General features: G+C 35.4%; 27 protein-coding genes and 2 tRNA genes. 10 read left to right on the top strand and 19 right to left on the bottom strand.

Features of this window, described 5'->3' with window-relative positions:
* Positions 1 to 68 precede the first annotated feature (68 nt).
* Positions 69 to 677, top strand: a complete 609-nt coding sequence (locus A9G07_RS00975; RefSeq protein ID WP_065733673.1) for a YiiX family permuted papain-like enzyme — start codon at positions 69 to 71, stop codon at positions 675 to 677.
* On the opposite strand, the gene rnhB is transcribed toward A9G07_RS00975, so the two are convergent.
* The 4 genes from rnhB to fabZ are packed head-to-tail and all read right to left on the bottom strand — an operon-like array spanning position 674 to position 3,678.
* On the bottom strand, positions 674 to 1,264 hold the full coding sequence (gene rnhB / locus A9G07_RS00970) for a ribonuclease HII (protein WP_065733672.1): 591 nt from the start codon (positions 1,262 to 1,264) through the stop codon (positions 674 to 676). The two genes, A9G07_RS00975 and rnhB, sit on opposite strands and share 4 nt — an antisense overlap.
* Complete coding sequence (gene lpxB / locus A9G07_RS00965) at positions 1,258 to 2,412, bottom strand: lipid-A-disaccharide synthase (protein ID WP_065733671.1); 1,155 nt, start codon at positions 2,410 to 2,412, stop codon at positions 1,258 to 1,260. The genes rnhB and lpxB overlap by 7 nt, the downstream gene beginning before the upstream one ends.
* Entirely contained in the window at positions 2,412 to 3,191 is a 780-nt protein-coding gene (gene lpxA, locus A9G07_RS00960; RefSeq protein ID WP_065562729.1) for an acyl-ACP--UDP-N-acetylglucosamine O-acyltransferase, read from the bottom strand. The genes lpxB and lpxA overlap by 1 nt, the downstream gene beginning before the upstream one ends.
* A gap of 40 nt (positions 3,192 to 3,231) precedes the next feature.
* Complete coding sequence (fabZ, locus tag A9G07_RS00955; RefSeq protein WP_065733670.1) at positions 3,232 to 3,678, bottom strand: 3-hydroxyacyl-ACP dehydratase FabZ; 447 nt, start codon at positions 3,676 to 3,678, stop codon at positions 3,232 to 3,234.
* 442 nt (positions 3,679 to 4,120) lie between these two features.
* Here fabZ and fkpA point away from each other — a divergent pair, with 442 nt between their 5' ends.
* Genes fkpA through tusC form a run of 3 tightly spaced genes read left to right on the top strand, consistent with a single transcriptional unit; the run spans position 4,121 to position 5,850 of the window.
* Positions 4,121 to 5,113 carry an FKBP-type peptidyl-prolyl cis-trans isomerase gene (gene fkpA, locus A9G07_RS00950; protein ID WP_065733669.1) on the top strand — a complete coding sequence of 331 codons (993 nt, stop codon included), beginning with the start codon at positions 4,121 to 4,123 and terminating at the stop codon, positions 5,111 to 5,113.
* 4 nt (positions 5,114 to 5,117) lie between these two features.
* Positions 5,118 to 5,483 (top strand): sulfurtransferase complex subunit TusD, encoded by a 366-nt coding sequence (gene tusD, locus A9G07_RS00945; protein ID WP_065733668.1) that lies wholly within the window; start codon positions 5,118 to 5,120, stop codon positions 5,481 to 5,483.
* 13 nt (positions 5,484 to 5,496) lie between these two features.
* On the top strand, positions 5,497 to 5,850 hold the full coding sequence (gene tusC / locus A9G07_RS00940) for a sulfurtransferase complex subunit TusC (protein ID WP_065562732.1): 354 nt from the start codon (positions 5,497 to 5,499) through the stop codon (positions 5,848 to 5,850).
* A gap of 145 nt (positions 5,851 to 5,995) precedes the next feature.
* Here the strand turns inward: tusC and nagE are convergent, their stop codons facing one another.
* Complete coding sequence (nagE, locus tag A9G07_RS00935; protein WP_065733667.1) at positions 5,996 to 7,480, bottom strand: N-acetylglucosamine-specific PTS transporter subunit IIBC; 1,485 nt, start codon at positions 7,478 to 7,480, stop codon at positions 5,996 to 5,998.
* A gap of 249 nt (positions 7,481 to 7,729) precedes the next feature.
* On the opposite strand from nagE, the gene nagB reads away from it, so the two are divergent.
* From nagB to A9G07_RS00920, 3 genes are read left to right on the top strand one after another with little or no spacing between them, the layout of a single operon-like run.
* A complete protein-coding gene (gene nagB, locus A9G07_RS00930) occupies positions 7,730 to 8,536 on the top strand; it encodes a glucosamine-6-phosphate deaminase (protein WP_065733666.1) in 807 nt (268 codons plus the stop codon).
* Positions 8,537 to 8,547: 11 nt separating this feature from the next.
* Positions 8,548 to 9,690 (top strand): N-acetylglucosamine-6-phosphate deacetylase, encoded by a 1,143-nt coding sequence (nagA, locus tag A9G07_RS00925; protein WP_065733665.1) that lies wholly within the window; start codon positions 8,548 to 8,550, stop codon positions 9,688 to 9,690.
* A 36-nt stretch (positions 9,691 to 9,726) separates the two neighbouring features.
* Positions 9,727 to 10,959: an ROK family protein gene (locus A9G07_RS00920; protein ID WP_065562736.1), complete on the top strand. Its 1,233-nt coding sequence runs from the start codon at positions 9,727 to 9,729 to the stop codon at positions 10,957 to 10,959.
* A 45-nt stretch (positions 10,960 to 11,004) separates the two neighbouring features.
* Here A9G07_RS00920 and asd read toward each other — a convergent pair whose 3' ends face one another.
* The 13 genes from asd to A9G07_RS00855 form a co-directional block, all read right to left on the bottom strand.
* Complete coding sequence (asd, locus tag A9G07_RS00915; RefSeq protein ID WP_065562737.1) at positions 11,005 to 12,108, bottom strand: aspartate-semialdehyde dehydrogenase; 1,104 nt, start codon at positions 12,106 to 12,108, stop codon at positions 11,005 to 11,007.
* 274 nt (positions 12,109 to 12,382) lie between these two features.
* Positions 12,383 to 14,464, bottom strand: coding sequence for a prolyl oligopeptidase family serine peptidase (locus A9G07_RS00910; protein ID WP_065733664.1), 2,082 nt, complete (start codon positions 14,462 to 14,464; stop codon positions 12,383 to 12,385).
* A 152-nt stretch (positions 14,465 to 14,616) separates the two neighbouring features.
* The gene (locus A9G07_RS00905) at positions 14,617 to 15,048 is read right to left on the bottom strand and encodes a PTS sugar transporter subunit IIA (protein WP_065733663.1); all 432 of its coding nucleotides are present in this window, start codon (positions 15,046 to 15,048) and stop codon (positions 14,617 to 14,619) included.
* Between the two features lie 11 nt (positions 15,049 to 15,059).
* On the bottom strand, positions 15,060 to 16,058 hold the full coding sequence (locus A9G07_RS00900; RefSeq protein ID WP_065733662.1) for an SIS domain-containing protein: 999 nt from the start codon (positions 16,056 to 16,058) through the stop codon (positions 15,060 to 15,062).
* On the bottom strand, positions 16,055 to 17,140 hold the full coding sequence (locus A9G07_RS00895; RefSeq protein WP_065733661.1) for an SIS domain-containing protein: 1,086 nt from the start codon (positions 17,138 to 17,140) through the stop codon (positions 16,055 to 16,057). Before A9G07_RS00895 ends, A9G07_RS00900 begins: the two co-directional genes overlap by 4 nt.
* Positions 17,141 to 17,150: 10 nt before the next feature.
* Positions 17,151 to 17,975, bottom strand: coding sequence for a PTS system mannose/fructose/sorbose family transporter subunit IID (locus tag A9G07_RS00890; protein WP_065562742.1), 825 nt, complete (start codon positions 17,973 to 17,975; stop codon positions 17,151 to 17,153).
* Positions 17,956 to 18,786 (bottom strand): PTS mannose/fructose/sorbose/N-acetylgalactosamine transporter subunit IIC, encoded by an 831-nt coding sequence (locus A9G07_RS00885; RefSeq protein ID WP_065733660.1) that lies wholly within the window; start codon positions 18,784 to 18,786, stop codon positions 17,956 to 17,958. The genes A9G07_RS00890 and A9G07_RS00885 overlap by 20 nt, the downstream gene beginning before the upstream one ends.
* Before the next feature lie 14 nt (positions 18,787 to 18,800).
* Positions 18,801 to 19,268, bottom strand: coding sequence for a PTS sugar transporter subunit IIB (locus tag A9G07_RS00880; RefSeq protein WP_065562744.1), 468 nt, complete (start codon positions 19,266 to 19,268; stop codon positions 18,801 to 18,803).
* An 11-nt stretch (positions 19,269 to 19,279) separates the two neighbouring features.
* On the bottom strand, positions 19,280 to 19,963 hold the full coding sequence (locus A9G07_RS00875; protein WP_065562745.1) for a GntR family transcriptional regulator: 684 nt from the start codon (positions 19,961 to 19,963) through the stop codon (positions 19,280 to 19,282).
* A complete protein-coding gene (locus A9G07_RS11865; protein WP_081299500.1) occupies positions 19,960 to 20,682 on the bottom strand; it encodes a GntR family transcriptional regulator in 723 nt (240 codons plus the stop codon). The genes A9G07_RS00875 and A9G07_RS11865 overlap by 4 nt, the downstream gene beginning before the upstream one ends.
* A 319-nt stretch (positions 20,683 to 21,001) precedes the next feature.
* Positions 21,002 to 21,078: transfer RNA gene (locus A9G07_RS00865), tRNA-Pro, on the bottom strand.
* 25 nt (positions 21,079 to 21,103) lie between these two features.
* Positions 21,104 to 21,179: transfer RNA gene (locus A9G07_RS00860), tRNA-His, on the bottom strand.
* Positions 21,180 to 21,303: 124 nt separating this feature from the next.
* Entirely contained in the window at positions 21,304 to 22,593 is a 1,290-nt protein-coding gene (locus tag A9G07_RS00855) for an L-cysteine desulfidase family protein (protein ID WP_065733659.1), read from the bottom strand.
* Positions 22,594 to 22,968: 375 nt separating this feature from the next.
* Here A9G07_RS00855 and A9G07_RS00850 point away from each other — a divergent pair, with 375 nt between their 5' ends.
* Complete coding sequence (locus A9G07_RS00850; protein ID WP_065562775.1) at positions 22,969 to 23,649, top strand: response regulator transcription factor; 681 nt, start codon at positions 22,969 to 22,971, stop codon at positions 23,647 to 23,649.
* A gap of 12 nt (positions 23,650 to 23,661) precedes the next feature.
* Positions 23,662 to 24,963 (top strand): ATP-binding protein, encoded by a 1,302-nt coding sequence (locus A9G07_RS00845; RefSeq protein ID WP_065562747.1) that lies wholly within the window; start codon positions 23,662 to 23,664, stop codon positions 24,961 to 24,963.
* Here the strand turns inward: A9G07_RS00845 and A9G07_RS00840 are convergent.
* Positions 24,960 to 25,706 (bottom strand): M15 family metallopeptidase, encoded by a 747-nt coding sequence (locus A9G07_RS00840; RefSeq protein ID WP_081303312.1) that lies wholly within the window; start codon positions 25,704 to 25,706, stop codon positions 24,960 to 24,962. The genes A9G07_RS00845 and A9G07_RS00840 overlap by 4 nt on opposite strands.
* A gap of 100 nt (positions 25,707 to 25,806) precedes the next feature.
* Between A9G07_RS00840 and A9G07_RS00835 the strand changes: the two genes are divergently transcribed.
* The gene (locus A9G07_RS00835) at positions 25,807 to 26,985 is read left to right on the top strand and encodes a bifunctional tRNA (adenosine(37)-C2)-methyltransferase TrmG/ribosomal RNA large subunit methyltransferase RlmN (RefSeq protein WP_081303311.1); all 1,179 of its coding nucleotides are present in this window, start codon (positions 25,807 to 25,809) and stop codon (positions 26,983 to 26,985) included.
* The last annotated feature ends 5 nt before the right edge of the window (positions 26,986 to 26,990 follow it).

Below are 26,990 nucleotides of genomic sequence, written 5' to 3'. Positions count from 1 at the left end.
ATTTAAGTAGCTATTTTAGCTAATAATTTTATAATATTACCTTGATTTGTTTTTTTAATTATAAAATTATGCGTTTTATTTTAATTATTACATTACTTTTCGCTACTTACACAGCGGCCACAGCAGATTATCAACCACTTGATGGCGATATTATTTTCCAATCTTCTCAATCAAACCAAAGCAAAGCGATTGAGCAAGCAACCAAGTCACCTTATAGTCACATGGGAATAATTTTTATTAAAAATGGAAAACCTTATGTCTTTGAAGCAGCATCTAAAGTGGTCTATACACCGTTTGATAAATGGGTAAATCGAGGAAAAAACAGAAAATATGTCATTAAACGTCTAAAAGATCACGCTTTATCACAAAAAGAAATTGCTAATTTAAAACGAGTTGCTCATTCATTTGAAAATAAGCCTTACGATATTTGGTTTGGCTGGGATGATAAGTATATTTATTGCTCAGAACTAGTTTGGAAAATTTATAATAAAGCACTTAACTTAAAAATTGGACAATTACAAAGGATTAAAGATTTTAATCTGTCAGCACCAGCAGTTAAACAAAAACTAACTGAACGCTATGGAGATAAGATCCCTTATCAAGAAACCGTTATTTCACCAGTCGCTATATTCAATTCACCATTATTAATAACGGTAGATCAACATTGGTCGAATTAGATAAGTAACAATCTCTTAATTGGAGCAAAACTCTTACGATACAAATGGTTGATACCGTGTGATTCTATAGCCATTAGGTGATCTTTAGTGGGATATCCTTTATGCTTTGCCAATCCGTATTGTGGATACAATTTGTCTAATTCAACCATTTCACGATCACGAGTCACTTTCGCAAGAATCGACGCAGCACTAATTTCAGCAACAAGTAAATCGCCTTTAACGACGGCTTGTGTTTGAATACCAAATTCAGGACAACGATTGCCATCCACTAAAACATAATTGGGTTTGATTTTTAAGCCAGACACCGCCCGTTGCATAGCCAGCATAGTGGCATGAAGAATATTAAGCTTATCAATCTCATCGACTGATGCTCTTGCAACACTCCACGCTAATGCATTTTGCTTGATAATATCAAATAAAGCTTCACGTTTTTTTTCTGTCAGCTTTTTAGAATCGGTTAATCCCTCTATCGGTTTATTTGGATCTAAAATCACAGCAGCAGTAACAACATCACCACACAGAGGGCCTCGTCCAACTTCATCAACTCCAGCAATTAAAGTGGCATCAGGGTAGGTAAATTCTAACAACAATGTGAATCCTCTAATACATCAAGTACAGCTTGTGCTGCTTGTTCATCTGCATTACAACGAATTTGTTTATGCAAAGCTAAAAATGTCGCTTTTAATTCGGTATTATCACTTTCTAAAAAAGGAAGAACATGATTAGCGATATTTTCTGGTGTACAATCATGTTGTAGCAACTCAGGCACTATTTCTTTACCTGCTAAGATATTTGGTAACGACACATAAGGCGTTTTGATTAACTTTTTAGCCAACCAAAACGTAAAAGCTTTCATTTTGTAACCGACAACCATTGGGCATTTCGCTAACATACATTCAAGAGCAACCGTTCCAGACGCTAAAATTGCCGCATTACTGGCAATCATTGCTTCACGAGCATGACCATCTAATAACTGCACATTAAATTGTGGTGCGATCTCAGCTTTAATTCGCTCAAACTCTTGTTTCCTTTTTTCATTCGCTAAAGGAACCACAATATGTAAATCAGGAAATTGGTCACGTAGTAATTGAGCCGCCTTTAAAAAAGGCTCAGATAATAACATCACTTCAGCATGACGGCTGCCAGGTAAAAGTGCTAAGCATTGGCAATCAAGCGGGATACCTAATTGTTGACGCATTGCTGTTTGATCTGGTTCTAAAGGAATATCATCAGCCATTTTATGACCAATAAAACGACAAGGAACATCAAATTTATCGTAAAAGGCTTTTTCAAAAGGAAGAAAAGCTAAGATAAGATTAGTGTTTCGTTTAATCTTAAACACGCGCTTTTGTTTCCAAGCCCAAACTGATGGGCTCACATAATGAATAGTTTTAATACCAGCTTGTTTGAGTTTACCTTCTAATGAAAGATTAAAATCAGGCGCATCAATACCAATAAATATATCAGGTTTTAGTTCAATAAGACGTTTAGTGATATCCCGACGAATAGCTAAAATACGACGTAATCGACCTAATACCTCGACAATGCCCATCACAGACAACTCTTCCATTTCATACCAAGCTTTACAGCCTTCAGCTTGCATTTGTGGTCCAGCAATTCCAACAAATTGAATATTTGGATGGTGTTTTTTGAGAGAACGAATTAAACCTGCACCTAAAATGTCACCAGATGTTTCACCAGCGACAAGTGCTACAGTTAAAGCTTTATCAGTCATTAACGAATAATGCCACGAGTCGAACGAGCAAAAAAGTCAGTAAACAGTTGAACTTCAGGGTACTGTTTAGCTAACGATTCAATTTCAACTTTAGCATCGTCAAGGGTTAACCCATTTCGATAAAGAATTTTGTAAGTATTACGAATGGCTTGTAGTGCTTCTTTACTAAAACCTCGACGTTTCAATCCTTCATAGTTAACGCCATGTGGTGTTGCATGATTGCCTTGTGCAATAACATAAGGAGGAACATCTTGGGCAACACCAGAACAACCACCAACCATTACGTGAGATCCGATAACACAAAATTGATGTACAGCTGTCATACCACCAATAATAACATGATTGTCTAACTGCACATGACCGCCAAGCGTTGCATTATTCGCTAAAATACAATTATTACCAATAATACAATCATGAGCAACGTGTGCATTAATCATGAATAAATTATCACTACCAATACGCGTTAACTCCCCCCCTTGAACAGTACCGCGATGAATCGTCACACTTTCACGAATCATATTACGATCACCAATTTCAGTGCGAGTTGGTTCTCCACGATATTTTAGATCTTGGTTAACTTCACCGATTGAAGCAAATTGATAGATTTGATTATTTTGACCAATTTTGGTGTGGCCATTAACGACAACATGTGATTTTAAAAAAGTGCCATCACCAATTTCAACATGTTCACCAATATAACAAAAAGGCCCGATTTTGACGTTATCACCAATCTTTGCCCCCTTTTCTATTACTGAACTTGGGTGTATTTCCGTTGCCATAGCAATTCCTTAATACATTTGGGATATTTCAAAATCAATATTATTTACGAGCACACATCATTTCGGCTTCACAAACCAGTTTACCATCAACTGTTGCAACACCATGGAACAATGCAATACCACGACGCTCTTTAATATATTCAACATCAAGTAGGATTTGGTCACCTGGTACTACAGGACGTTTAAAACGCGCTTTATCGATTGAAGCAAAATAATAAAGCTGTCCTGGCGATAACTCTTCAATACTTTTAAAAGCTAAAATTCCAGTCGCTTGCGCCATCGCTTCTAAAATTAATACACCAGGGAAAATCGGTTTATTTGGAAAGTGGCCTTGAAAGAATGGTTCATTAAAAGTAACATTTTTAATGGCCTTTAATGTTTTGCCTTTTTCATAACTAAGTACGCGATCAACCATTAAAAATGGGTAACGATGAGGCAGTAAGCTTATGATTTCTTCAATATCAAGGGTATTAAGTTCGGTAGTCAAAATAGCTATCCTTATACAATATTTACTATAAATTGGATCTATTATAACTGAGGATACCTCTTTCACTCAAGGAGTGATTTTTCAGTGTATTTTTACAGTTTTCAATAACAAATAAACTTAATTTTATATAAAAGATGCTTAAAAAATATTTTGTCTTATAGTAGATCATATAATACGATTGATATTTAACTAAAAGGTCGTTTAGCTTAGAGAGTGAATTGAACTCATTTATTAAATTGACATTAATAAGCAGTACTATCTTATTAACACATACAGGCTGTAGTGATTTTCCTGTGTGTTTTTACAGTTTTCAATAACAAATAAAGCTAATTTTATATAAATTAATTAGATAAAAGATACGTAAAAACTATATTATCCTATAATAGATCATATATAATACCGTGAATATTTAGCTAAAAGATCTTTTAACTTGGAGAGTGAAATGAAATCATTTATTAAAATGACATTGATAAGTAGTGCTATCGTATTAGCACTTGCAGGTTGTGATGATAAAAAAACTACCGAAGAAAACAAAACACCTGCTACTACAACAACAAATGCTACTGAAACAACACCTGCGCCAGTAGAAAACAAAACACCTACTACTACGACAACAAATGCTACCGAAACAGCGCCTGCGCCAGTAGAAAATAAAGCAGAAACAACTAAAACCGATGATAACGCCGAAAACCCAGTTTCAACTACAACTGAAAAAGCTGATTCTCTAAACAATAAAATAAAAATTGCCACTGAAGCTCAAAAAGAGTCTTATGCTTTAGGTTCTTCATTTGCTAACTACTTAAAATCAAACTTAGAACAAAATGAAGTAAAAGCAGACCAAGAATATCTAATCAGTGGATTTAATGAAACCATGAAAGGTAATTCACAACTTAATCAAGAAGAAGTGAATACAATTCTAGAAGCTTTCGGTAAACGTATTCAAGAAGAAAGCCAAGCGCGTTTTGAAAAGCAAAAAACTGAAAATACCGCAGCGGGTGAAAAATTCCGTGAAGCATTTGCCAAAGAACCTGGAGTAATAAAAACTAAATCAGGTTTATTATATAAAGTTATTCAAGAAGGTAAAGGAGCCCACCCAACTGCCAATGATACTGTTATCGTTCACTATGTTGGTACATTAACTGATGGTCGTAAATTCGATAGTTCTTATGACCGAAATGAGCCAGCAACCTTTCCACTTAACGGTGTAATCAAAGGTTGGACTGAAGGAATTCAACTCATTGGTGTTGGCGGTAAAATTAAATTAGTTGTTCCACCAGAATTAGCTTATGAAGATAAAAGCTTGCCAAGCCAAGGTGACAACGCCAATATTACCCCTGCGTCAACTTTAGTTTTTGAAGTTGAATTGCTTGGTATTGATAAAGATAACAACGAAGAAGCTGTTCCAACTGTTCGACCAGTACAAGCACCAAACTAATTTGATGAAACCATTAAGTTATACGCTGGTTATTATGGGTCCCGCTTATGGGACCCAATCTGCTTATTGTGCTTATCAATTTGCTCAAACATTATCTTCAAATACAAATCATTCAATCAATAGCATCTTTTTTTATGCTGACGGTGTCTATAACGCTAATCATTTTACTGATCCCGCCAATGATGAATTTGATCTCGTCAAAGCATGGCAAGACTTAGCAAAACAAAATGCTTTAAAGCTTAAGGTTTGCGTGGCAGCAGCACAAAGAAGGGGAATTAGTATAGAAAACCTTGCTGAACATTTTGAACTAACCGGTCTTGGTGAGTTGAGTGAGGCAGTAGCAAATTCTGATCGAATTCTACAATTTTAAAAAGGTAGATTAGATGAAAAACGTAGCAATTATTATTAGTACTCCACCACACGGCAATGCAAAAGGCCGAGAAGCATTGGATACCGCTTTAGCCTTATCAACATTTAATCATATTTCTGTCTTTTTTATGGGCGATGGTGTTTTTCATCTGTTACCTAATCAACATCCAGAAGAGATTTTAATGCGAGATTACATAGCAACCTTTAATATGTTAGAACTTTATGACATTGAAGATGTTTATGTTTGTAAAACAGCTTTAGATGAGCGGAATTTAAGCCAGATTGCCCTCAACATTCCTAACCAACAAATCGAAATTACCCAGTTTCATCAGTTACTTGCGGATCAAGACACTATTTTACGCTTTTAATTAGCTTCAAAAACCCCGCTCCTCAACTTTTTTTATAATTCTATAAACAAAATCTATGCTTGCCAAAGATAATAAAAATCCTCGTGGCTTTTATCATTACTACCACGAGGAGAATATTGATAAAACTTATTTAATAAAATTGATATTAAACTAATTTTTTCATTTTATCGGCAATCTTCTCAGCTTGTTGACCAACAACAATTTGAACGCCAGTTTTACCTAGTTTTATCACTGCCATTGCACCAAGTGCTTTAGCTGCTTGTTCATCAACCAAATCTGAATCATGAACATTCAAACGTAAACGTGTGATACAAGCATCAATATTAGTTAGATTTTCTTTACCACCAACGATAACTAAATATTGTTCAGCAAGCTTAGAAGTATCACCTACAGTTGGTACATTCTCTTCAGCTGTAGTATCGGTTACATCGTCTTCACGTCCCGGAGTTTTAAGATTGAATTTAACAATAACAAAACGGAACACAATATAATATACAAAGAAAAATACGACACCTTGAAGAATAAGCATATACCAATGTACAGCTAAAGGATTGCGGCTGGATAACAGCATATCGATTAAACCTGCACTAAAGCCAAAACCAGCTATCCATTGCATGATTGCGGCGATAAATAGTGAAATTCCAGTTAAAATAGCATGGATCACATAAAGTACAGGTGCTACAAACATAAAAGCAAATTCTAAAGGTTCAGTAACCCCAGTGAAAAATGCTGCAAATGAAGCCGCTAACATGATCGATGCGGTTTTATCTTTATTGCCTTTTTTAGCTGTATGATACATGGCTAATGCTGCACCTGGTAAACCAAACATCATAATTGGGAAAAATCCTGCTTGATAGCGACCGGTAATACCAATGGTTGCTAATCCATCATCAATTGATTTTTGTCCACCAAGGAAAGTTGGTATATCATTGATGCCAGCCACATCAAACCAAAATACCGAGTTAAGTGCGTGGTGTAAGCCGACCGGAATTAACAAACGGTTAAAGAAGCCATAAATACCCGCCCCAATAGAGCCTAAATCTTTAATGTATTTACCAAAAGCAACTAATGCATCATAAATAGATGGCCATATAAAATATAAAACAGCAGAAACTAATAGCATAACGATAGAAACAATAATGGGAACTAATCGTTTACCACTAAAAAAAGCTAACGCTTTATGTAATTCAACAGAACTGAATCGGTTATATAATTCAGCTGCAATAATACCAACTAAAATACCAACAAACTGATTATTAATTTTTTTAAATGCAGGGGAAATTTGTGTTTGCCAACCATCAACACTAGTATCAATACCATTAAATAATGCAATAGAACTTGGTGAAAGTAATGTTGTGACAACTAAAAAACCGACTAATCCAGATAATGCAGCTGCACCATCTTTATCTTTAGACATACCATAAGCAACACCTATAGCAAATAGGATTGGCATGTTTTCAATAATTGCACCACCAGATTTTATTAAAAAGGCAGCAATAATGCTATTTTGTCCCCAACCATTTGGATCAATCCAGTAACCTATACCAAGCAATATTGCCGCCGCAGGTAATACTGCCACCGGCACCATTAATGAACGCCCAATGCGTTGTAAATAAGCTAAAATTCCCATAAGTTTTACCTCATATTATTATTTTGGGTTACTTAAAAAATAATGAAATTTCACATCTTTAAGTAAATGTAAGTAAGTCAACTATATTTCACATTATATTATTTTACTTCGCAAATTAAATGTTTGCTTTTTGTGATTTATGTCACGATTTATTTTTGATTAATTAGTTTAATATAGTAGAATATGCTCAACATATTTTACGTTAAAAAAAAAGATTTTATTTAATTATATCAGAAGAGGCTGTATCTTATGAGACTTATTCCTTTAGTAAATGCGCAAGAAGTCGGCGCTTGGGTAGCACAGCGCATTGTTAACAAAATTAATCAATTCAAACCGACAGCGGAACGTCCGTTTTTATTAGGTTTACCTACAGGTAGTTCTCCGCTAGTTATGTATCAACAACTCATCAAACAATATCAAGCAGGTAAAGTCAGTTTTAAACACGTTGTTACCTTTAATATGGATGAGTATGTTGGTCTTCCAGAAGATCACCCTCAAAGTTATCACACTTTTATGTATGAAAAATTCTTCAACCATATTGATATTGATAAAAATAACATCCATATATTAAATGGTAATGCACCAGATATCGATCAAGAATGCCGCGAATATGAAGAAAAGATTAGATCTTACGGTAAAATCAATATTTTCGTTGGTGGTGTTGGTCAAGATGGACATATTGCATTTAACGAACCAGGTTCTTCACTTTGTTCAAGAACTCGGATTAAAACTTTAACTGAAGACACAATTATCGCTAACTCACGCTTCTTTGATAATGATATCAAACAAGTTCCAAAACATGCGTTAACTATCGGTGTTGCAACATTAATGGATGCACAGGAAGTGATCTTATTAGTTTGTGGACACAACAAAAGTTTAGCGTTACAAGCAGGTGTTGAAGGATGCGTTAATCATTTATGGACAGTTACCGCATTACAAATGCATCCGGCATCAATTATTGTTTGTGATGAGCCAAGTACTGATGATCTTAAAGTGAAAACACTAAAATATTTTAAACAAATGGAAGCTGATAACCTTAAAGTGACCGTTTTATAAAGGATAACTCAATGTACGCATTAACAAATTGTCGTATTTACACTGGTTATGAAATTCTTGAAAATCACGCCGTTATTATCGACGGCGATAAGATTGCCAAAGTTTGTAAACAAGAAGAACTACCAGCTAATATCACTGCTGAAGATTTACAAGGTGCCATTGTTGCACCGGGTCTTATTGATATTCAAGTCAATGGTTGTGGTGGTGTACAATTTAATGAGACCCTCGATGCGTTAAGTGTCGAGACATTAGAAAAAATGCAAAAAACTAATCTAGTTTATGGTTGTACAAGCTATTTACCCACTTTAATCACATCAACTGATGAATTTATGATTAAAGCAGTAAACGTTATGCGTGAGTACTTGGCTAAACATCCAAACCAAGCATTAGGTTTGCATCTTGAAGGACCTTATATTAATCCAGAAAAAAAAGGTATTCATAATGTAAATTACATCCGTCAACCTTCACAAAAAATGATCGACTTCCTTTGTGAAAATGCTGATGTTATAAAAATCATTACGTTAGCACCTGAAAAAGTTGAATCTCACTTTATTAAGCAATTAGCTGATGCTGGTATTCATGTTTCTGTCGGTCATTCTAACGGTCATTATGAAGATTGTCGTCGTGGTTTTAATGCTGGTATCCGTTTAGGAACGCATCTATTTAATGCAATGCCTTATATTACTGGCCGTGAGCCTGGTGTTGTTGGCGCAATTTATGATGAACCCGAAGTTTATGTCGGTATTATTGCTGATGGTCAACACGTAAGTTGGGCTAATATTCGTAATAGTCATAAAATTAAACAAGATCATTTAATTTTGATTACTGATGCTATGTTATTAGCAGGGTCCAATTTAACCTCTGGCGTATTTGCTGATAAAACTATCTATTATAAAGATGGCCGTTGTGTTGATGAAAATGGCACATTAGGTGGTTCAGCATTAACTATGATTGAAGCTGTTAAAAATGCAGTTGAATATGTTGGTATCGCTTTAGATGAAGCACTAAGGATGGCAACGCTTTATCCAGCAAAAGCAATTGGTGTTGATAAACAACTTGGTACAATTAGTGAAAGTAAAATTGCGAACTTAGTTATTTTTAATCGTGATTTTTCAAACGTGAAAACGGTTGTTAATGGAGTAATGACCCGCTAGAATGTTAGATAGTTAATGAAAATATTGAGATAAAATATGACCTTTAATTATCTACACCTAGTTGGCAATGCTGAGCTAATCAAACAATTAAATTACGCTATGATTTACCGTTTGATTGTTCAGCAAGCCCCAGTTTCACGGATACAACTCGCCGAAATTAGTCAATTAGCACCAGCCAGTATAACCAAAATTACTCGCCAACTTATTAAAAAAAATTTAATCAAAGAAGTTGATGCACAGCAATCAACTGGTGGGCGTCCAGCTGTGTCAATACAAGCAAAATTTGGTTACTATCAGACTATTGCCATTCAATTAAGTCGTTCCCATGTTACCATTGAACTATATGACCTTGGTGCTAACTGTTTAGTATCTGAAGTTTATCCATTAACCTCGTTTACCCAAGAATCAGCTGAAGAATATTTAATTGCATTAATTGAACAGTTCATAGAGCAAAATAGCAAAAAAATAAAACATCTTGTTGCTATATCAGTGGTATTACCAGGTTTGATTGACTCTGTTCGCGGGATTATTCGTTATACACCCCATATTCAAGTTAAAGCTTGGCCTCTAGCTGACGTTCTTCGTAATAAATTTAACATTTCGATTTTTATTGGCAATGATATTCAAAGTTTAGCTTTAGCCGAAAGTTATTTTGGCTCAACTCAAGATGTTGATGACTCAATTTTGATTCGTGTACATCGCGGTGTGGGGTCCGGTGTAATTGTCAATCAGCAACTATTAACAAACCATAATCAAAGTGCTTGTGAAGTTGGACACATCCAAATCGATGCGTTAGGAGAGCGTTGCCATTGTGGAAATTTTGGCTGTTTGGAAAATCGTGTAGTTAATAAAGCAATCGAGTTTCGAGCTAAACAGATGATTGAGCAAGGTTATCCAACTAAATTAAGTTTAGATAACTGTAATATTTCCACTATTTGTAAATATGCTAACCAAGGCGATGAGCTGGCAATTAAGTTAGTCAAAGATGCTGGTGAAAATCTTGGTCGTGCTGTTGCTATGATGGTGAATATTTTTAATCCACAACGAATTGTGTTAGCGGGTGAATTAACTAAATCATCAGAAGTGTTGTTAAATGCGGTAAACAGCGCGTTAAACGCACAAAGTTTAGAAGAGTTGAGAAAAAATCTTACTATCAATTGTTCATCGCTTAATGACCGTTCAGCAATTGGTGCATTTGCATTAATACAACAAGCGTTATTTAATGGTTCATTATTAATGACATTGTTAGAAAACAACATTACATTATAATGTGCATATATAACAAAAAAAGCCCGGCTACCGGGCTTTTTTTGATTAAGCTAAAATGCGAAGCATTCTTCTTAATGGTTCGGCAGCTCCCCATAATAACTGGTCGCCAACAGTAAAGGCTGATAAATAGTCTTTACCCATATTAAGTTTACGTAAACGTCCAACTGGCGTAGTTAATGTACCAGTAACAGCTGCCGGAGTCAGCTCACGCATCGATAAATCACGATCGTTAGGTATAACTTTAACCCAATCATTATGCGCAGCAAGTAATTTTTCAACTTCTGGCACACTGATGTCTTTTTTGAGTTTGATGGTAAATGATTGACTATGGCAACGTAATGCTCCAATACGCACACAAAGTCCATCAACAGGAATAATTTGGCTAGTACCTAAAATCTTATTCGTTTCAGCCTGGCCTTTCCATTCTTCTTTACTTTGACCATTATCAAGAGCTTTATCAATCCAAGGGATTAAACTACCCGCTAATGGCACACCAAAATTATCTGTTGGTAAACTACCATCACGCATTTTTTGCGTCACTTTCCGTTCAATATCTAAGATCGAAGAATTAGGGTCTTGTAGCTCTTTAGCTACTTCGGCGTTTAACATACCCATTTGGGTAAGCAATTCACGCATATGACGCGCACCGCCACCTGAAGCAGCTTGATAAGTTGATACCGATACCCAATCAACTAAGTTTTCAGCAAACAATCCACCAAGCGACATTAACATTAAACTTACAGTACAGTTACCACCAACAAAGGTTTTGATACCTCTATCTAAAGCTGCATGAATATTAGCTTTATTGACTGGATCAAGAACAATGATTGCTTCATCTTCCATTCTCAATGTTGATGCCGCATCAATCCAGTAACCTTGCCAGCCAGTTGCACGCAATTTTTTATAAATTTCAGAAGTATAATCACCACCTTGGCAAGTCACTATAATATCTAATGCTTTCAAAGCATCAATATTATCGGCACTTTGTAATGTTCCTGTTTTACCACCAAAGGTAGGGGCAGCTTGACCAGCTTGAGAAGTAGAAAAGAAAACAGGATTGATATAATCAAAATCATGCTCTTCAACCATACGTTGCATAAGGACGGAACCAACCATTCCACGCCAACCAACAAAACCAACATTTTTCATATTTTATTTCCAACGGTAGATGTTATATAAAGAAATCTTTATTGACTATTAAAACAAAATATCATCATAAAACAAGTGAGATAAGAATTATTTTTTAAGAGTATTAAAAGATAATAGCGAATTATATAAAACTATCGTTTTTAAATTGCTGGCTAGTTTTTATTGATATTCCTTTTCCAGATAATTTTTTACGATGATAAGTACACCCAAATGACTTATTTGATGATGAGGATTGTCATAAATAATATTAACTCTAATATTAAATATTTTTTAATTATGGTGTTGGCATGGTTTTCCAAATAAAAAACTCGACTGTATTTAGAAAATTATCAAAAAAATGCCCTTCATATTGATCTGCTATAACTAATACCTGCTGTTTTTGGGTATGGTTTATCTCATTAAGACGAGCGATAAATTTAGCACTTTGCCATGGTGCTACACGTTCATCTTTCAAACCTACCGAAATCATAACCGGTGGATACGTAACATAATCTTTTAAATTTAAATAAGCATCTATTTTAGATAAATCCTTTAACTGTTTTGAGTTTAATGGCGAGCCAAACTCAGCAAAGTTTGCTTTACCAATGGCGATTTTATCTAATCGACTCATATTTAACATACCCACATTAATAGATGCCGCAGCAAAAAGTTCAGGATGTTTAGCTAATGCCATTCCAATTATAATACCACCAGCACTCTCACCGCTGATAACTAGCTTAGATGGTTGAGTAATATTATGATTAATTAAATATTGTGCGCATGTTATAAAGTCATTAACTGAGTTTTGTTTATTAGCTAAGCTACCACCAATATGCCAACCTTCGCCTAATTCTCCACCTCCTCGAACATGAGCAATTGCAATTATTCCACCTCTTTCAAGCCAAATTAAACGTGTAGCATCAAAAAAAGCGCGCTGACTTACACCATATGCACCATAGGTAGTTAACCATGTAGGAGCAGTACCATCATATTTGATCCCTTTAGGATGAATAATCGTCATAGGAACAAGTGTTCCATCGTTTGATTTTACCCATTGTTGTTCAGCCTCATAATTTGCAAACGAAAAAGCACTGGGATTAATCATTTTTGAATCTTGAATTGATCCATTATCGGGGTTATAGGTAAATATTTTCGGGGAAACAGTCCAATTTTGAGCAGTAAATAATATTTCTTTGCGATCAGTATCACTAAAAATGGCTGTTATTTCTTGACTATTTGTAAGAGAAATCAATTTAACATGATGAGGGTCAGTAAAAGGAATAGCAACAAACTTAGGTGTTTCTGACTCATGATAAGCTAAGTAAATAGCATCTTTGCTTGCTGCAAATTGGAGCAAATCTCCATTTTGCCATTCCATAATTTTTTCTTCTAATTGGCTATTCTTATTCAAATTCACGCGCGAAATAGTATAACCAGACAACGCATTGTATTTAGCTAAATATAACCAATCACCTTTTAGAATAAAATTGGTAACTTTTTGTTTTCTATCGATGATTTTTTGCCAATGAACTTTAGTATTATTAAGATTATCATAATGTTTAAGGTATAAATCGATACTATAACCAGATATAGAAGATGAGATAGACGCAATAGCCCAATTACTAGAAAAAGATAAGGCTATATTTTGATCGGTAACTGGGTCATAACCAGTTATTTGATTTTTACTAAAGATTAAGACATCATCTTTTGTCTTAGTATTTAGATGGTGCAAATATAACTCTTCTGTGCCCGATTTTGGGCTATTTTGTTGATATTTATCATTTCTTTTATAAAAAAAAGATAAATTATCATTTGACCAAATAATGCTTGGATCCGATATGCCAGTTATATGATCATTAAGATGTGATTTAGTTTTTACATTGATAATTTTTATTGATGATATCTCAGCACCATTTTCATAAATGCTATAAGCAATATATTGCCCATCACGTGACGGATAAAAATCATATATACCATAACCAACAGGAGGGTCTATCAACAATTTTTCATTATTGTAGCGATCTCTAACAAAAAGGCGATTATACGGATAATCTGCTGTTTGTTTGAAATAAAAACAATTATCGCCTACATATTGAATATCAGAAATTCTAGGTTCAGAACCAAAATCAGTTAATTGATTAAATCGTTTACTGACAGTTTTTGACCATGGTAATGCATCTAGTATGTTGACGGTTCGTTCAGACTCAGATAATAACCAATTACTGATTAACTGTGGCTGATTTTCCATCCAACGGTATTTATCGTTCGCTTCGATTTTTTTTAACGTTAATTCATTATTAGTTGTACAACAGCAACAAATACTACTTAACAAGAGAATCAATATTATGATAAATGTTTTCTCTTTTAATATAGTCAAATTTACCTACCTATTAATTCTATATATAATTCAAGGCTTAGATAAAAAGGTATAACTAGTAATGAATAAAAGCAAATATAATTTTATTTGAGTTAAAAATATATTTGCCTTATTAAAGTTAAATTAATTAATTGATTATATATCTGACCAGCTTAAAACTCTTCATCTTCTATTATTGATGACGTCATTGACACCATATTATAGTGCTCAATACTTTGTTGAGCTGTTTGCATTAGTTCTGATAGTAAATCATCTAGCGCCATTTGTGTTCTTAGCATAAATGTTGCCAATAACATGGGTATATTCACCCCAGTAACAATTTCTAGATTTGGATAATTGGCCATTAATCTGGTTAGTGTGTTAAAAGGCGTTCCGCCTTTTAAATCCACCAAACACAATATTGCCTCACCTTGTTGAGCAAAGCTTGCTAAATGATTTTCAATCTGCTGTTGAAACTCATCTAACGATTGCCCCATTAAAAAGGGCACTGCTTCACATAAGGTTTGTTTACCACAAATCATCTCGGCACTTACGATCAGACTTTGAGCAGTAGGTCCATGAGTACTGATTAATACCGCAACCATTGTTGCTCTCCTTAATAATCCAAGCAACGATAGTAGCGACGAATAGTCATTGGGTGCCGATTTAAGTGTTCAACGTAAGCATCAATTCGGTTATTTATCGTTCTAAACACAAACGGTGATAAATGACCACGATATTTTTCTGATATACCCGGTAATGGATAGTCTTTGGTATCAATAATGGTGTAGTTACCACAAATTTGTGGTAAGAATTTTGCCACTCTTTCACTTAATGGACGTTGACTATCTTCACCAACATAAACAGTTACAGCTGTATCACGGTCGATCACTTCTAATGTGCCATGGAAAAATTCAGCAGACTCGATCGATTTTGAACGTAGCCAGTGTTGCTCTTCCCAGTAGCACATCGCATGAGAATAAGTTGCACCCCATTGGTTGCCAGCGCCGACAAAATAGTGCATAGCATCGTTATGATGTTTCAATGCGACTTCTTGCCCGAATGCATCAGCTTTTTTCGCCACTTCGACGATATTTTTAGCAAAATGTTGATCCATTTGTTGATAAAATTCATCATAGTCAGGGTATTCGCCGGCCAAATACATTAAGCGATCAGCAGCCATAAAGAATTTCAATTGCTCATTCATTGGGTAAGAAATCACATGGTGCGCCATTTTACCTAATGGTGAATCGGCTTTATCTAAAAAGGCTAAAACTGTTGCACCCACATCTTGTTGAATTTTATTAATAGCCTCAACGACCTCTTGGGTTGAGCCTGTAACAGATGAGATGATAATTAAGGTGTCTTTGGTTATACGCTTATTGCCGGTAACCAGATATTCCGCTGCATGTTGAATAAAGGTTTCAATGGCTGATTTTTCTTTCATATGGACAACTGCTTGCATCGATGAAGCGTAAGTTCCGCCAATACCTAACCAGCACACATTACTGTAACCACGGAAGTGAATTTTATCTATAAATTCATTGATTTGTGGACGAAGTGCTAATGCGCCATTCATGCTGTCGAGTTCTTTTTTTTCATCGTATTTTCTCATGCTATAATCCTCTTAATTTTAGATTTAGTAATTTCATCAAATTCCGGATATGTTGATTTTTCCAGATTGTGACCTTTTAACTGTGATACTTGATAGCTAAGTAAGTGAATAGGAATTGTCATAAACAGCGAAGTTAATCGCTCATCACAACTGATACCTAGACATAAGTCATTTTGTGTTCGGTTGCCTTGTTGATGTGCATAAATTGTTACAACATTTTTCACATACTGATTTAAGAATTGTTTTAAGGAATCGGCTCTTTGCGCCAGTCTTCCTTGCGGTTCAATAAAAATGATTTGATCATCGCTATGCAAACCCAGATAAGGGCCATGCATATACTCTTCGAGCTCTTTACCCAACGCAGTGTTGCGTACGGTTTCGGTAAATTTAGTTTCTCCTTCCCTTGCAACCCCGTAAGTAGCACCGTAACCGATCAATATTACCCGTTGAGCTAGAGTATATTGATCTTCAAGGCGATTAACCCAAGCTTGTGAACGCTCAATGACTTGTGGTAATAATTGGGTAATCGTTTTAATCTGATTCATATAGTCATCAAATTTGGCTTGATTAATGGTTTCGGTTTTTTGCCCAATAATGAGGCTAATTAAGATCAAATCTAAAATAGTGATACTATAACCGGCACTGACATAAGGCATTTCTTCAATCGGCATCCCCATAGATAAAACGTGATTGCTAACTTGATACAAAGGACTTTGTGGATTGCTGGTCAGGCTATATATCGTCTTGTTATGGTGAATAAATTCCTTAACTAAATGAATGGTTGAATAACTCTCTCCACCTTGTGAAATGGCAAAATAGAGTGTATTTGGATCGTTATAGTGCAGGTAATTGGCCGCCATTGAAGGATCTTCAATATAGACAGGAATCTTCAACAGTTCGCTCATTATTGGTCTTGCACCATAAGCAGCATTAGCACTGGAGCCAGTGGCGAAAATGACAATGGCATTAAGCTGTCTTATTTGACTTAAATCGATATGATCGGCAAATAACGTCTGATAATTATCTAAAACAGCTTGATAATATTTCGGCTCTAATGCGACATAATCAGCAATACTTTTCATTGTTAATTCCTCAACTTCCTAATAACCCAGTCCAGGCACCGAAAATACCAATGGCGGCGATAAGTAGAAGGATCCAATGTGCTTTAACGCCTTTTCTCACCAATACAAACATAAATAGCGTAAAGAGTAACGGTAGGATCTGTGGCACAATGCCGTCAAAAATATCTTGTAAGGATGCCGAATCATCACCGGTACCTATTTTCAATGGCATATTGAGTGTCACCATGGTGGCAACCATTGCCCCGACCACACAGAGCCCGAGTACTGAAGCGCCATAGGACAATTTATCCATTAAGCCGGTTTTTTGCACTTTTTCAATAAAGGAAGCACCAATGTTATAGCCAATTAATAAGCCAAAATATCGTGCTAAAATCGCCGGCACATTAAAGATAAGCAGGAATAACAATGGACCTAAAATATTGCCTTCCAGCGCTAAAGAGGTGCCAATGCCGGTGGCAATAACACGTAATGTCCCCCAGAAAAAAGAGTCACCTAAACCACTTAACGGTCCCATTAACGCAATTTTGACATCATTAATCGAACTTTTATCAAACTCACTATCGGTGGCATTTTGTTCTTCCATGGCAATACAGATGCCTAGAGGGAAGGTAATTAGCCAAGGGGTAACATTATAAAATTCTAAGTGGCGTTGATAAGCATCGGTAAGGTCAACTTGATTATCACTATAAATTTTATCTAAAGCCGGGCGCATGGCATAGGCATAGCCTAAGTTCATTTGCCGTTCATAATTCCATGACCATTCAGCGGTGAAAGAGCGCCAAAAAGTTCGGGTTAATTCTTTATTGGTTATTAATTTAGAATTCTTCGTTTTCATAATCGATCTCCTGTGCACCTAAAACGTTGCCAGTTGTTAGCTTCTGACTGTCTTGCTCTGTTACGCCTTTTTTTCCATTAAATGAGGAGTAACCGGTCAAAATAAGTGCTAGGCAGGCACCAAAAATGGCCACGCCAGTAACAGGCACTTTCATATAAACGGCTAAAGCAAAGCCAAGAACAAAAAAGGTGACATTGGTTTTTTTAATCATAATTTTCATTAACATAGCAAACCCGAACGCCGGTAATAAGCCGGTGGCAATACCTAAACCATCGATAATAAAGCGAGGAATCATTTCTAATAAGCCATTGACCGCTGAACTACCGAATAAGTAGGAGAATCCAACCACTAAACCAATTGGCAGATTGATTGAAAAGAAACCACCGAATATGTTCATTCGATCCATACCTTTGCCGTTACCTTCGCTGGCGTATTTATCGGCTTTGTGAACAAAGTAAGGAAGAATAAAAAGAAAACATAAATTTTTGACTAATAAAACCAGTGATGCAATTGGAATGCCCAGTGCTAAGGCGATTTCGGTGCTTTTCCCTGCGCCAATGGCAAAAGCGGTACCTAAAACACTGCCGGAAATTATTTCCGGTGGAATGGATGCACCGATTGAAAACGATCCGACAAACGCTAATTCTAACGTTGCCCCAATTATAATGCCTTGTGTGATATCACCCATGACTAAACCCGCTAAGGTACAAGTCACTAACGGTCTGGATAACATTGATGAACCTAAAAAGTATTCACCATTTGCTAACATCGCAATCAAAGCTAGCAGTAATGCGGTTAATTCGATACTCATTTTGTACCTCTCAACTATTTCTCAAATTTCTGCTTTGATTCACTTGGAATTTGCTGAATGTAGATATCAATACCGTCTTGTTGCAATTTGGTCAGTAAATCTGCTTCAAGATCGGTTAAATTGATGGTTTTAGAGTAGTTTTTTGTGCCTTCACGTGGTTTAGTACCACCTAAATTAAGGCTGGTTATTTTGCCTTGCGTGCCACGGATTAATTTTTCAGCATCTGCTACTGATTCAACGACTATCAGCATTTGATATTTATCAGTTGCGCCTGAGTTTATCGCCTCAATACTGTCATCAATTGATTTCATCACTAATTTTGCATGCTCTGGCTTAGCCAAACGAATCGCAGATTTACGTAGTTCGTCGTTGGCTACAACATCATTAGCAACTAAAATCGTGTTTGCATCCATACTTTCGAACCATGAAACAACAACTTGACCATGCAATAAGCGATGATCAACGCGTAACAATTTAATCATTGGTGTACCTCCTAAGTGAAATCGACCACATATTTGGTATTACTAGCAAACTTATACTCGAGAGCAATCGGTTCGCTATTAGTATCAAAATAGTGATTAGAAATTTTAAATAATGGGTCGTTAATCTGGATTCGAAGTTGTTTAGCGAGCTCGGAGTTGGCCACAATCAGTTGCAAATCTTGTTCTAATTTATCGACTTTTTTCTTGCCTGAATTGATGATTTCGAGCGCAGATAACACTTTGATAATTGAAATTTGAAAATCGGGAAAGTTATTTAATGGCAGGACAAAAATCTCTTTCGTAATACTGTTTTTTGCCACTTCAAGGAAGCTAATGTAATAGATCAGTTCAGCCGGTTTTATTTTTAGTAATTGACTGTAATATGCACCTGCTTGTCTTAAGTAAGCTTCTTTGATTACTTTTTTGTGATTGGGGTAGATGTATGGTTTTATGATACCTGTCATCTCTAAAATATTTTGGGTCGAGAGCGTTGGCGCAACAAACAGACCAACTCCTTTTTTCCTAACCACCATATTTTGATCAACTAATCGATCTATTGCTTTACGGACAGTTGTTCGACTTACATTATAATCTTTTTGCAATTGCCCTTCGGGTGGTAACTCAGCACCAACGCCATATCGTCCGGTATTTATCTGCTCGAGTAATTGAGCGGCAATTTTTTCAAATAGCTTCATTTATGTTTTTCCTCATAATTGAAGATATTTTTGGCCGATAAGTGATACCGAAATCGGTTACCAATCAAATATTGTTCAGTATATTCAAATGGTTGAAAATTATTATCGTAACTATAACTTGATACTTTATAGATAGGTGTTCCTTCGGCAATAGCTAAATACTCTGCTTTATCTTCGGTCGCCGCTTCGTAGGTGATCTCTTCCCGTCCATGGCTTGGTGTAAAATGATAATGCTCTTTAAGGTATTCATAGAGCGAAATGTTATTTAAGTCCTGTTTTTCTAAATCGGTAAATTTTTCTGAAGGGAGATAATTGATTTCATAAGAAAGCGGTATTTTCCCCAAGAGACGTTGTCTGATAATTCTAATTAGTTGCTGGTTAGATCCGAAAAAGGTACGCAATTGTGCAGGCATCTTTATAATTTGATTGGACAATACTTTTATTTCAATTTGAACATTTTCTTCTTTTTGGATCTCTTCACTAAACGAAGACATTTTTAGCATATTGATTTCAAAAACATTGTGTTCCGGGCTATAGTTATCTGCTTGAAACATATAACTTTCCATAGCTAAATCATGCAAGGCTTTCCTGACGGTTGTTCGGCTTACCTTAAAAAATTCGGCAAGTCCTCGCTCAGTCGATTTTTCCGTAATAATTTTAGGATTTGCTCTTATTTGTTCTTCTACATCGGTTTTAGACGCAATATCTCGGTATTCCAAAGATCACTCTCCATTACTGGGCTTTTTTAATTCACAGATATATCTTAAATCACATAATATAGTTCAAAAAATAGATAAAAAAATACATGTTGTCAATTTTAAGTACCAAAAGTGTAAGGGAGATCACAAATTTTATGAGAAATACAATAAAATCAATTAAATGAATATTAATTAGGGTTGACAGTGGGGTAAAATAGCAGCAGATAATGTGTTAAATAAACACTATAAAGCAACTGTTTATATGCTATTGCTGAGAATACAAGCGATAAAGCGGATAATAAAAAAGCCTACTCAATGAGCAGGCTTTTTTATATAAAATTGGTCGGCGAGAGAGGATTCGAACCTCCGACCCACTGGTCCCAAACCAGTTGCGCTACCAAGCTGCGCTACTCGCCGTTAGATGTTTCATACTTTGCATAAATGGGGTGGCTAATGGGATTCGAACCCACGACAACTGGAATCACAATCCAGGGCTCTACCAACTGAGCTATAGCCACCATATGAAGTAGGACGAAATATTACGCATAAAAAATAATATTGTCCAGTATATTTTTTAAAAATAATGCTAATTGGTTATATTAAAAGCGCTTAAAGTCTATTCTTTTACCATCAGGGATAACATTAGACTTTATGCGACATAATATCAATGATCTGAGTATCCAATGCTTTCATACTATTACTTGCAATCGCCCCTAGATTATTAATGGTCGTTTCAACACTATCACAAACAATACCTTCATTACCGGTTACTCGAATCCGATTTAAAGCCATCAATACAGCTTTAAATCCAGATGAAACCGATGTTGACACTTTCATTGCACAACTATTTGATGCACCATCACATATTATTCCTGACAAATCACCAACCATATTGCATATTGCCATATCTACTGGCTCATATTGCTCTTTTCCAAGCAACCATGCCATACCAGCAGCAGCTCCCATTGCAGCCGTTGATGCTGCACAAAGTGCTGATAAAGGTGGGAATTTGCTATGTATATAGATCGCAATAGTATGAGATAAAATTAATGCTCTAGCTAATTGCTCTGGCGTCGCATTTAAATAATCGGCGACAACAACTACCGGCATCGTTGCTGTTATCCCCTGATTACCCGATCCGGAGTTACTCATTGCAGGTAAAGTCGCACCACCCATTCGTGCATCGGATGCTGCTGCGGTGCGAATCATCACTTTGGACAGCAAGTCATCTGCTAACAATCCTGTTTTTGTTTGTTCATACAATGTTGCAGCAATACTTAAACCATATTCTCGTCTTAATCCTTCTTGTGATAAAGCATTGTTTAATTCTGCGGAATGTAAAATAAATTCGATATCATCAAAATTAGCTTGCATTGCAAACTCATATATCTGTTTGACTGACATATGGTTTATGATCGACTCTTGTTTAGATTCACCTTGTATTCTTTTATCTGCTTTGAAAATAGTTTCACCATTTTTTTCGATCAAAATTACGTTAGTATGTGAGTTTTCGATGCATACCCTAACATGATCGGTATTCGTATAAATATTGGCTTCAGAATAAATAGCAGTATTATTATCAGCAATTTGTACATTAACTTTATGTTCACTAATTAACGTTTTAGCCTGATTAATTTGTTTTGGTTTAATATTTTTTAATACTTCAAGGCCAGCTTGAGCATCGCCACCTATTGCCCCAATTGCTGCGGCAATAGGTAATCCAACCATACCGGTACCTGGAACAGTAACGCCCATGCCGTTTTTCATTAAATTTGGCGAAACAAAAGCCTCAATACGATTAATATTATTTTTATCAATATATTTAGCTGCAACTGCAGCAGCCAAAGCAAGCGAGATAGGCTCTGTACAACCAAGAGCCGGTAAAACTTCGTGTTTCACCAATTTAATTAATTGTTGCCAAGTTAGTTTCATTTATTATCTCCATATAGCTAACAATAAATAGTGAAACGTTCAATTCATAAATAATGTGACTATTTTATTCTATTTAACTTGAAAACTGAATGTACTGCTCACATATTACATAACAAGTTAGTTAAAAAATATTAATGAAACATAGCTTTTATTAATAAATTACATCACTACTAACAGTTCCTTATTCAATCGTTTTTTGATTGAAATATATACTATGAAAATAGAGTAAATCTAAATTTCTATACTTAGTTGCATAGTAAATAAATTAATCAGGAATAGTTCAAAATATGTAATATTTTAGTAAATCCACCTGACTTTTTTTTTATTATTGCAATAATGTAACTATCTAAAATTAAATAATAATGGCGACGTATGATAAATATTTTATTAATTGATGATGATGTAGAATTATCACAAATGCTTAGCGAATATTTAACCAATGAAGGTTTTAATATTAAAAGTGTTTATTTGGGTAAAGATGGTATTGATGAAGCGCTTTCAGGTAAATACCGTGTAGCAATTTTAGATGTAATGTTACCTGATATTAATGGAATTGATGTCCTTAAAAGCATTCGTCAACAATGTAATATGCCAGTAATTATGCTAACGGCTAAAGGTGATAATATTGATCGCGTGTTAGGGTTAGAATTAGGTGCTGATGATTACATTCCAAAACCATGTTATCCACGTGAATTATTAGCTAGATTACGAGCGGTTTTACGTCGTTTTGATGAACGTTCGGTTGAATTAGTCGATGATAAAAAATATCACTTTAATGGTTTAACCTTAGATATTCCTCAGCGATTATGCACTTGGAATGGTCAACCTATTGATTTAACGTCTACCGAATTTAACTTATTAGTTTTACTTGTGAAACATAGTGAGCGAGTGGTAACTAAAGAAGAATTATCTGAAATTGGGCTTGGTCGTGCACGAGAGCTTTATGACCGTAGTGTAGATGTCCATATCAGTAATATTCGCCAAAAATTACATCAAGTCGCACAAAATGATGTAACCATTGAAACGATAAGAGCCGTTGGTTACCGTATTCGTTAATGTAGGTTTGACATGAATCGTCGATTATTTTGGAAAATTCTGATTATCTTTTGGATAATCTTTTATCTTACTTTCCAATTAACTTGGATTGCTTTCTCTTATTATATAGAGAATAAAAATCAACGATTCTTAAATCATATGCCAACTAAAGTGGATATGATTGCACAATTACTACATGTTGCTGGTGAAGATGAGACTCTCAATTTTATCGCACATCTCCCCGAACGTGAGCGAGTTTTATTGTCGATAAAATTGGTCTCTCCTCAAAATGATCAAGTCAATATCATCACAGATGAATTAGAATCAACCAGTTATTTATATCAAAGGATGGCGGTTGCACCAGACGGAACACTTTACTCGGTATCATTTAAAGACGATAAAACAGATCATAGCAATAATAGGAAAACTTTATTCAATATGCCAACTCCCATTGTATTAATGGGGATATGTGTTGGGTTAGTATTCAGCCTTTTTTTAGCATGGAACTTAACCAGACCAATGAAGTTATTAAGGCAAGGTTTTTTTAGAGTTTCTCAAGGCGATCTTTCTGTCCGCCTATTCAAAAAATTAAAACCTCGTCGTGATGAGCTTAGCGAATTAGGTAAAGATTTTGACATGATGGTTGAACAGCTCAATATCTTAATTTCTGATCGCCAAGCATTACTTCATGATGTTTCACACGAACTTAGAACACCACTGGCCCGTTTGCAGCTTGCCATCGGCCTTGCACAGCAAAATAAACAAAACATAGATACTTCATTAGCTAGGATTGAGTTAGAGTCAGAACGCCTAGATCAATTAATAGGTGAAATTTTGAATTATTCACGCGCAGAAATGAATAATCGAACCGATGAATATTTTGACTTAAAAGAGTTAATTGGTGTTGTTGTTAATGATGCTAACTATGAAGCAAATCATCAATCTATTGAAGTAGTATTTAGCATATCATCGATTTCACATTCTATTGTTAAAGGTAATTCAGAACAAATACGACGAGCGATTGAAAATATTATTCGTAATGCTATCCGCTTCTCTAAAGCCGGTCAGACTGTTGAAGTATCGTTAAAAGAAGCTGGAAAATATTTACAAATAGAGGTTAAAGATCGCGGTCCTGGTGTAGATTCAAGTAAATTATCAAGCATTTTTGAACCTTTTGTCCGTATTCAATCAGCACAATTAGGTAAAGGCTATGGACTAGGCTTGGCGATTGCAAGAAAGACCGTTATTATGCATAACGGTACTATTCAAGCTAATAATCGAGATGGCGGTGGTTTAGTGGTAACAATAAAACTACCTTATTGGCGAAAGCACTAATAACATTCTGAATTAACAGTTAAAACATACTCTTTCACAAGGCTTTCAAGTGTAATTTTATCATAACCAGTAAAATTCAAATTTTTCATAATTGTTTGTGGATCAGTTTCAAGTATCGCCTTATATTCAGCTATATATTGCTTTGCAATTGGTTTATAAGACCAGTGCCACTCTTCTGGTAAATATCCACCCTTTCTTCCTTCATTAAATGGCTGGCAAAAACCATATTTTGGTAAGTTTTCACGAAGCCATTGATACAAAATAATACCCTTTTTATCATTTTTAAAATATTCAGATGACACGCTGGTAATATCAATATCTGTTCCCCAATGATGCCTTGATGTGCCAGGCATTGAAGATAATTTTAAAATTTCTTCAGCAATTTTTTGTGGCACTTTTAACTTAGGCAATAAGGCGTCCCATTTACGTTGCCAAATGCCATTTTGATACGTGTAATTACGTGTTGCACTCACAACTATAAATGGAATATCTGGATAAGATTTTTTAAAATCGTTATAAGCTTTAATTAGCTGCTGAGTGGGCTCTTTTTGAAGATACATGCCTTTTTTATTTACTGGTAATATTGTTGAATCCAGAGCAATAAAATCGCTGTCTTTTTTCTCATCAAATTGGCCTGTAAGTTTATTTAATGGAATTGATTGTGCCATAGCAAATGTTGAACATAAAAGTAGAGTTAAAGTTTGAGTAAAATTGGCAATTGTTTTTATTATTTTTTTCATCATTCAAATTGTAATTAATATTATATTAGCCAGATAAGGTGAAAAACAGTATAATCCTTTCCCTAAAAATTGAAATAGCCATAATGTGTAAAAACGAGGCAATATGTTAACACCAGCTACACAAAAATCGTCTGGCGATTGTTCAGATGTGACAACCAATCAAAACACCACAAACCCAACCAATGAAAAAATTAACTTGCTTAACTTCACTAGACAACAGTTAAGAGAGTTTTTTATTTCCTTAGGGGAAAAACCATTTAGAGCTGATCAAGTGATGAAATGGATCTATCATTTTGGGATAGATGATTTTGATCTGATGACCGACATCAACAAAAAGCTCCGTGAACAACTAAAAAAATTAGCTGAAATTAAAGCACCTAAAATTGCTCTTGAACAGCGATCATCGGATGGTACCATTAAATGGGCGTTAGATGTGGGTAATAATCAGATGATTGAATCGGTTTATATCCCTGAACGTGATCGAGCAACTTTGTGCGTATCATCACAAGTGGGCTGTGCGCTTGAATGTAAATTCTGTTCAACTGCTCAGCAAGGTTTTAATCGCAATTTAACTGTTTCTGAAATTATTGGCCAGGTTTGGCGAGCATCAAATGCGATTGGTGTCACAGGTAAATTAGCCGATCGGCCTATCACGAATGTTGTTATGATGGGTATGGGTGAACCTTTACTTAATTTATCTAACGTTGCACCAGCAATGGAAATCATGTTAGATGATTTTGGTTATGGTTTATCAAAAAGACGTGTCACACTTTCAACCTCTGGCGTAGTACCGGCATTAGATAAATTGGCAGGAATGATTGATGTTGCTTTAGCTATTTCACTTCATGCACCAAATGATGAAATCCGAAGTGAAATAATGCCAATCAACCAAAAATATAATATGGCAATGCTACGTGATTCAATTTTACGTTATCTATCAACATCAAATGCTAATCACGGTAAGGTGACAATTGAATATGTTTTACTCAATCAAATCAATGATAGTGTTGAACATGCGCATGAACTGGCAAAATTCTTAAAAAATGTGCCTAGTAAGATCAATTTAATTCCATGGAATCCATTCCCTGGAGCACCTTATTCTCGTTGTTCAAATACCCGAATTGATCGCTTTATGAAAACATTAATGGGTTATGGATTTACGGTTATTGTTCGTAAAACACGCGGTGATGATATTGATGCGGCTTGCGGGCAACTTGCTGGAGAAGTGGTTGATCGTACTAAACGCACACTGTATAAGAAACAAAACCTTATTCAACAATAAAAAGG

The sequence above is a fragment of the Gilliamella sp. wkB72 genome, assembly GCF_001693745.1.
In the GTDB taxonomy this organism is placed as follows: domain Bacteria; phylum Pseudomonadota; class Gammaproteobacteria; order Enterobacterales; family Orbaceae; genus Gilliamella; species Gilliamella apicola_E.
Note: the sequence above shows the minus strand (reverse complement) of the source record. Positions and strands in the feature narration are given on the sequence as shown.

Excerpts from the sequence above, each read along its gene's own strand:
- A9G07_RS00835 (WP_081303311.1), top strand. The coding sequence starts at position 25,807 with ATGTTAACACCAGCTACACAAAAATCGTCTGGCGATTGTTCAGATGTG.
- A9G07_RS00855 (WP_065733659.1), bottom strand. The coding sequence starts at position 22,593 with ATGAAACTAACTTGGCAACAATTAATTAAATTGGTGAAACACGAAGTT.
- A9G07_RS00900 (WP_065733662.1), bottom strand. The coding sequence starts at position 16,058 with ATGAGAAAATACGATGAAAAAAAAGAACTCGACAGCATGAATGGCGCA.
- tusC (WP_065562732.1), top strand. The coding sequence starts at position 5,497 with ATGAAAAACGTAGCAATTATTATTAGTACTCCACCACACGGCAATGCA.
- A9G07_RS00895 (WP_065733661.1), bottom strand. The coding sequence starts at position 17,140 with ATGAAAAGTATTGCTGATTATGTCGCATTAGAGCCGAAATATTATCAA.
- A9G07_RS00845 (WP_065562747.1), top strand. The coding sequence starts at position 23,662 with ATGAATCGTCGATTATTTTGGAAAATTCTGATTATCTTTTGGATAATC.
- A9G07_RS00905 (WP_065733663.1), bottom strand. The coding sequence starts at position 15,048 with ATGGTTGCGGTATTAATCAGTACTCATGGACCTACTGCTCAAAGTCTG.
- A9G07_RS00875 (WP_065562745.1), bottom strand. The coding sequence starts at position 19,963 with ATGAAGCTATTTGAAAAAATTGCCGCTCAATTACTCGAGCAGATAAAT.
- asd (WP_065562737.1), bottom strand. The coding sequence starts at position 12,108 with ATGAAAAATGTTGGTTTTGTTGGTTGGCGTGGAATGGTTGGTTCCGTC.
- A9G07_RS00840 (WP_081303312.1), bottom strand. The coding sequence starts at position 25,706 with ATGATGAAAAAAATAATAAAAACAATTGCCAATTTTACTCAAACTTTA.
- A9G07_RS00920 (WP_065562736.1), top strand. The coding sequence starts at position 9,727 with ATGACCTTTAATTATCTACACCTAGTTGGCAATGCTGAGCTAATCAAA.
- A9G07_RS00975 (WP_065733673.1), top strand. The coding sequence starts at position 69 with ATGCGTTTTATTTTAATTATTACATTACTTTTCGCTACTTACACAGCG.
- lpxA (WP_065562729.1), bottom strand. The coding sequence starts at position 3,191 with ATGGCAACGGAAATACACCCAAGTTCAGTAATAGAAAAGGGGGCAAAG.
- tusD (WP_065733668.1), top strand. The coding sequence starts at position 5,118 with ATGAAACCATTAAGTTATACGCTGGTTATTATGGGTCCCGCTTATGGG.
- fkpA (WP_065733669.1), top strand. The coding sequence starts at position 4,121 with ATGAAATCATTTATTAAAATGACATTGATAAGTAGTGCTATCGTATTA.
- A9G07_RS00880 (WP_065562744.1), bottom strand. The coding sequence starts at position 19,268 with ATGATTAAATTGTTACGCGTTGATCATCGCTTATTGCATGGTCAAGTT.
- A9G07_RS00890 (WP_065562742.1), bottom strand. The coding sequence starts at position 17,975 with ATGAAAACGAAGAATTCTAAATTAATAACCAATAAAGAATTAACCCGA.
- A9G07_RS00885 (WP_065733660.1), bottom strand. The coding sequence starts at position 18,786 with ATGAGTATCGAATTAACCGCATTACTGCTAGCTTTGATTGCGATGTTA.
- nagB (WP_065733666.1), top strand. The coding sequence starts at position 7,730 with ATGAGACTTATTCCTTTAGTAAATGCGCAAGAAGTCGGCGCTTGGGTA.
- nagA (WP_065733665.1), top strand. The coding sequence starts at position 8,548 with ATGTACGCATTAACAAATTGTCGTATTTACACTGGTTATGAAATTCTT.
- nagE (WP_065733667.1), bottom strand. The coding sequence starts at position 7,480 with ATGGGAATTTTAGCTTATTTACAACGCATTGGGCGTTCATTAATGGTG.
- lpxB (WP_065733671.1), bottom strand. The coding sequence starts at position 2,412 with ATGACTGATAAAGCTTTAACTGTAGCACTTGTCGCTGGTGAAACATCT.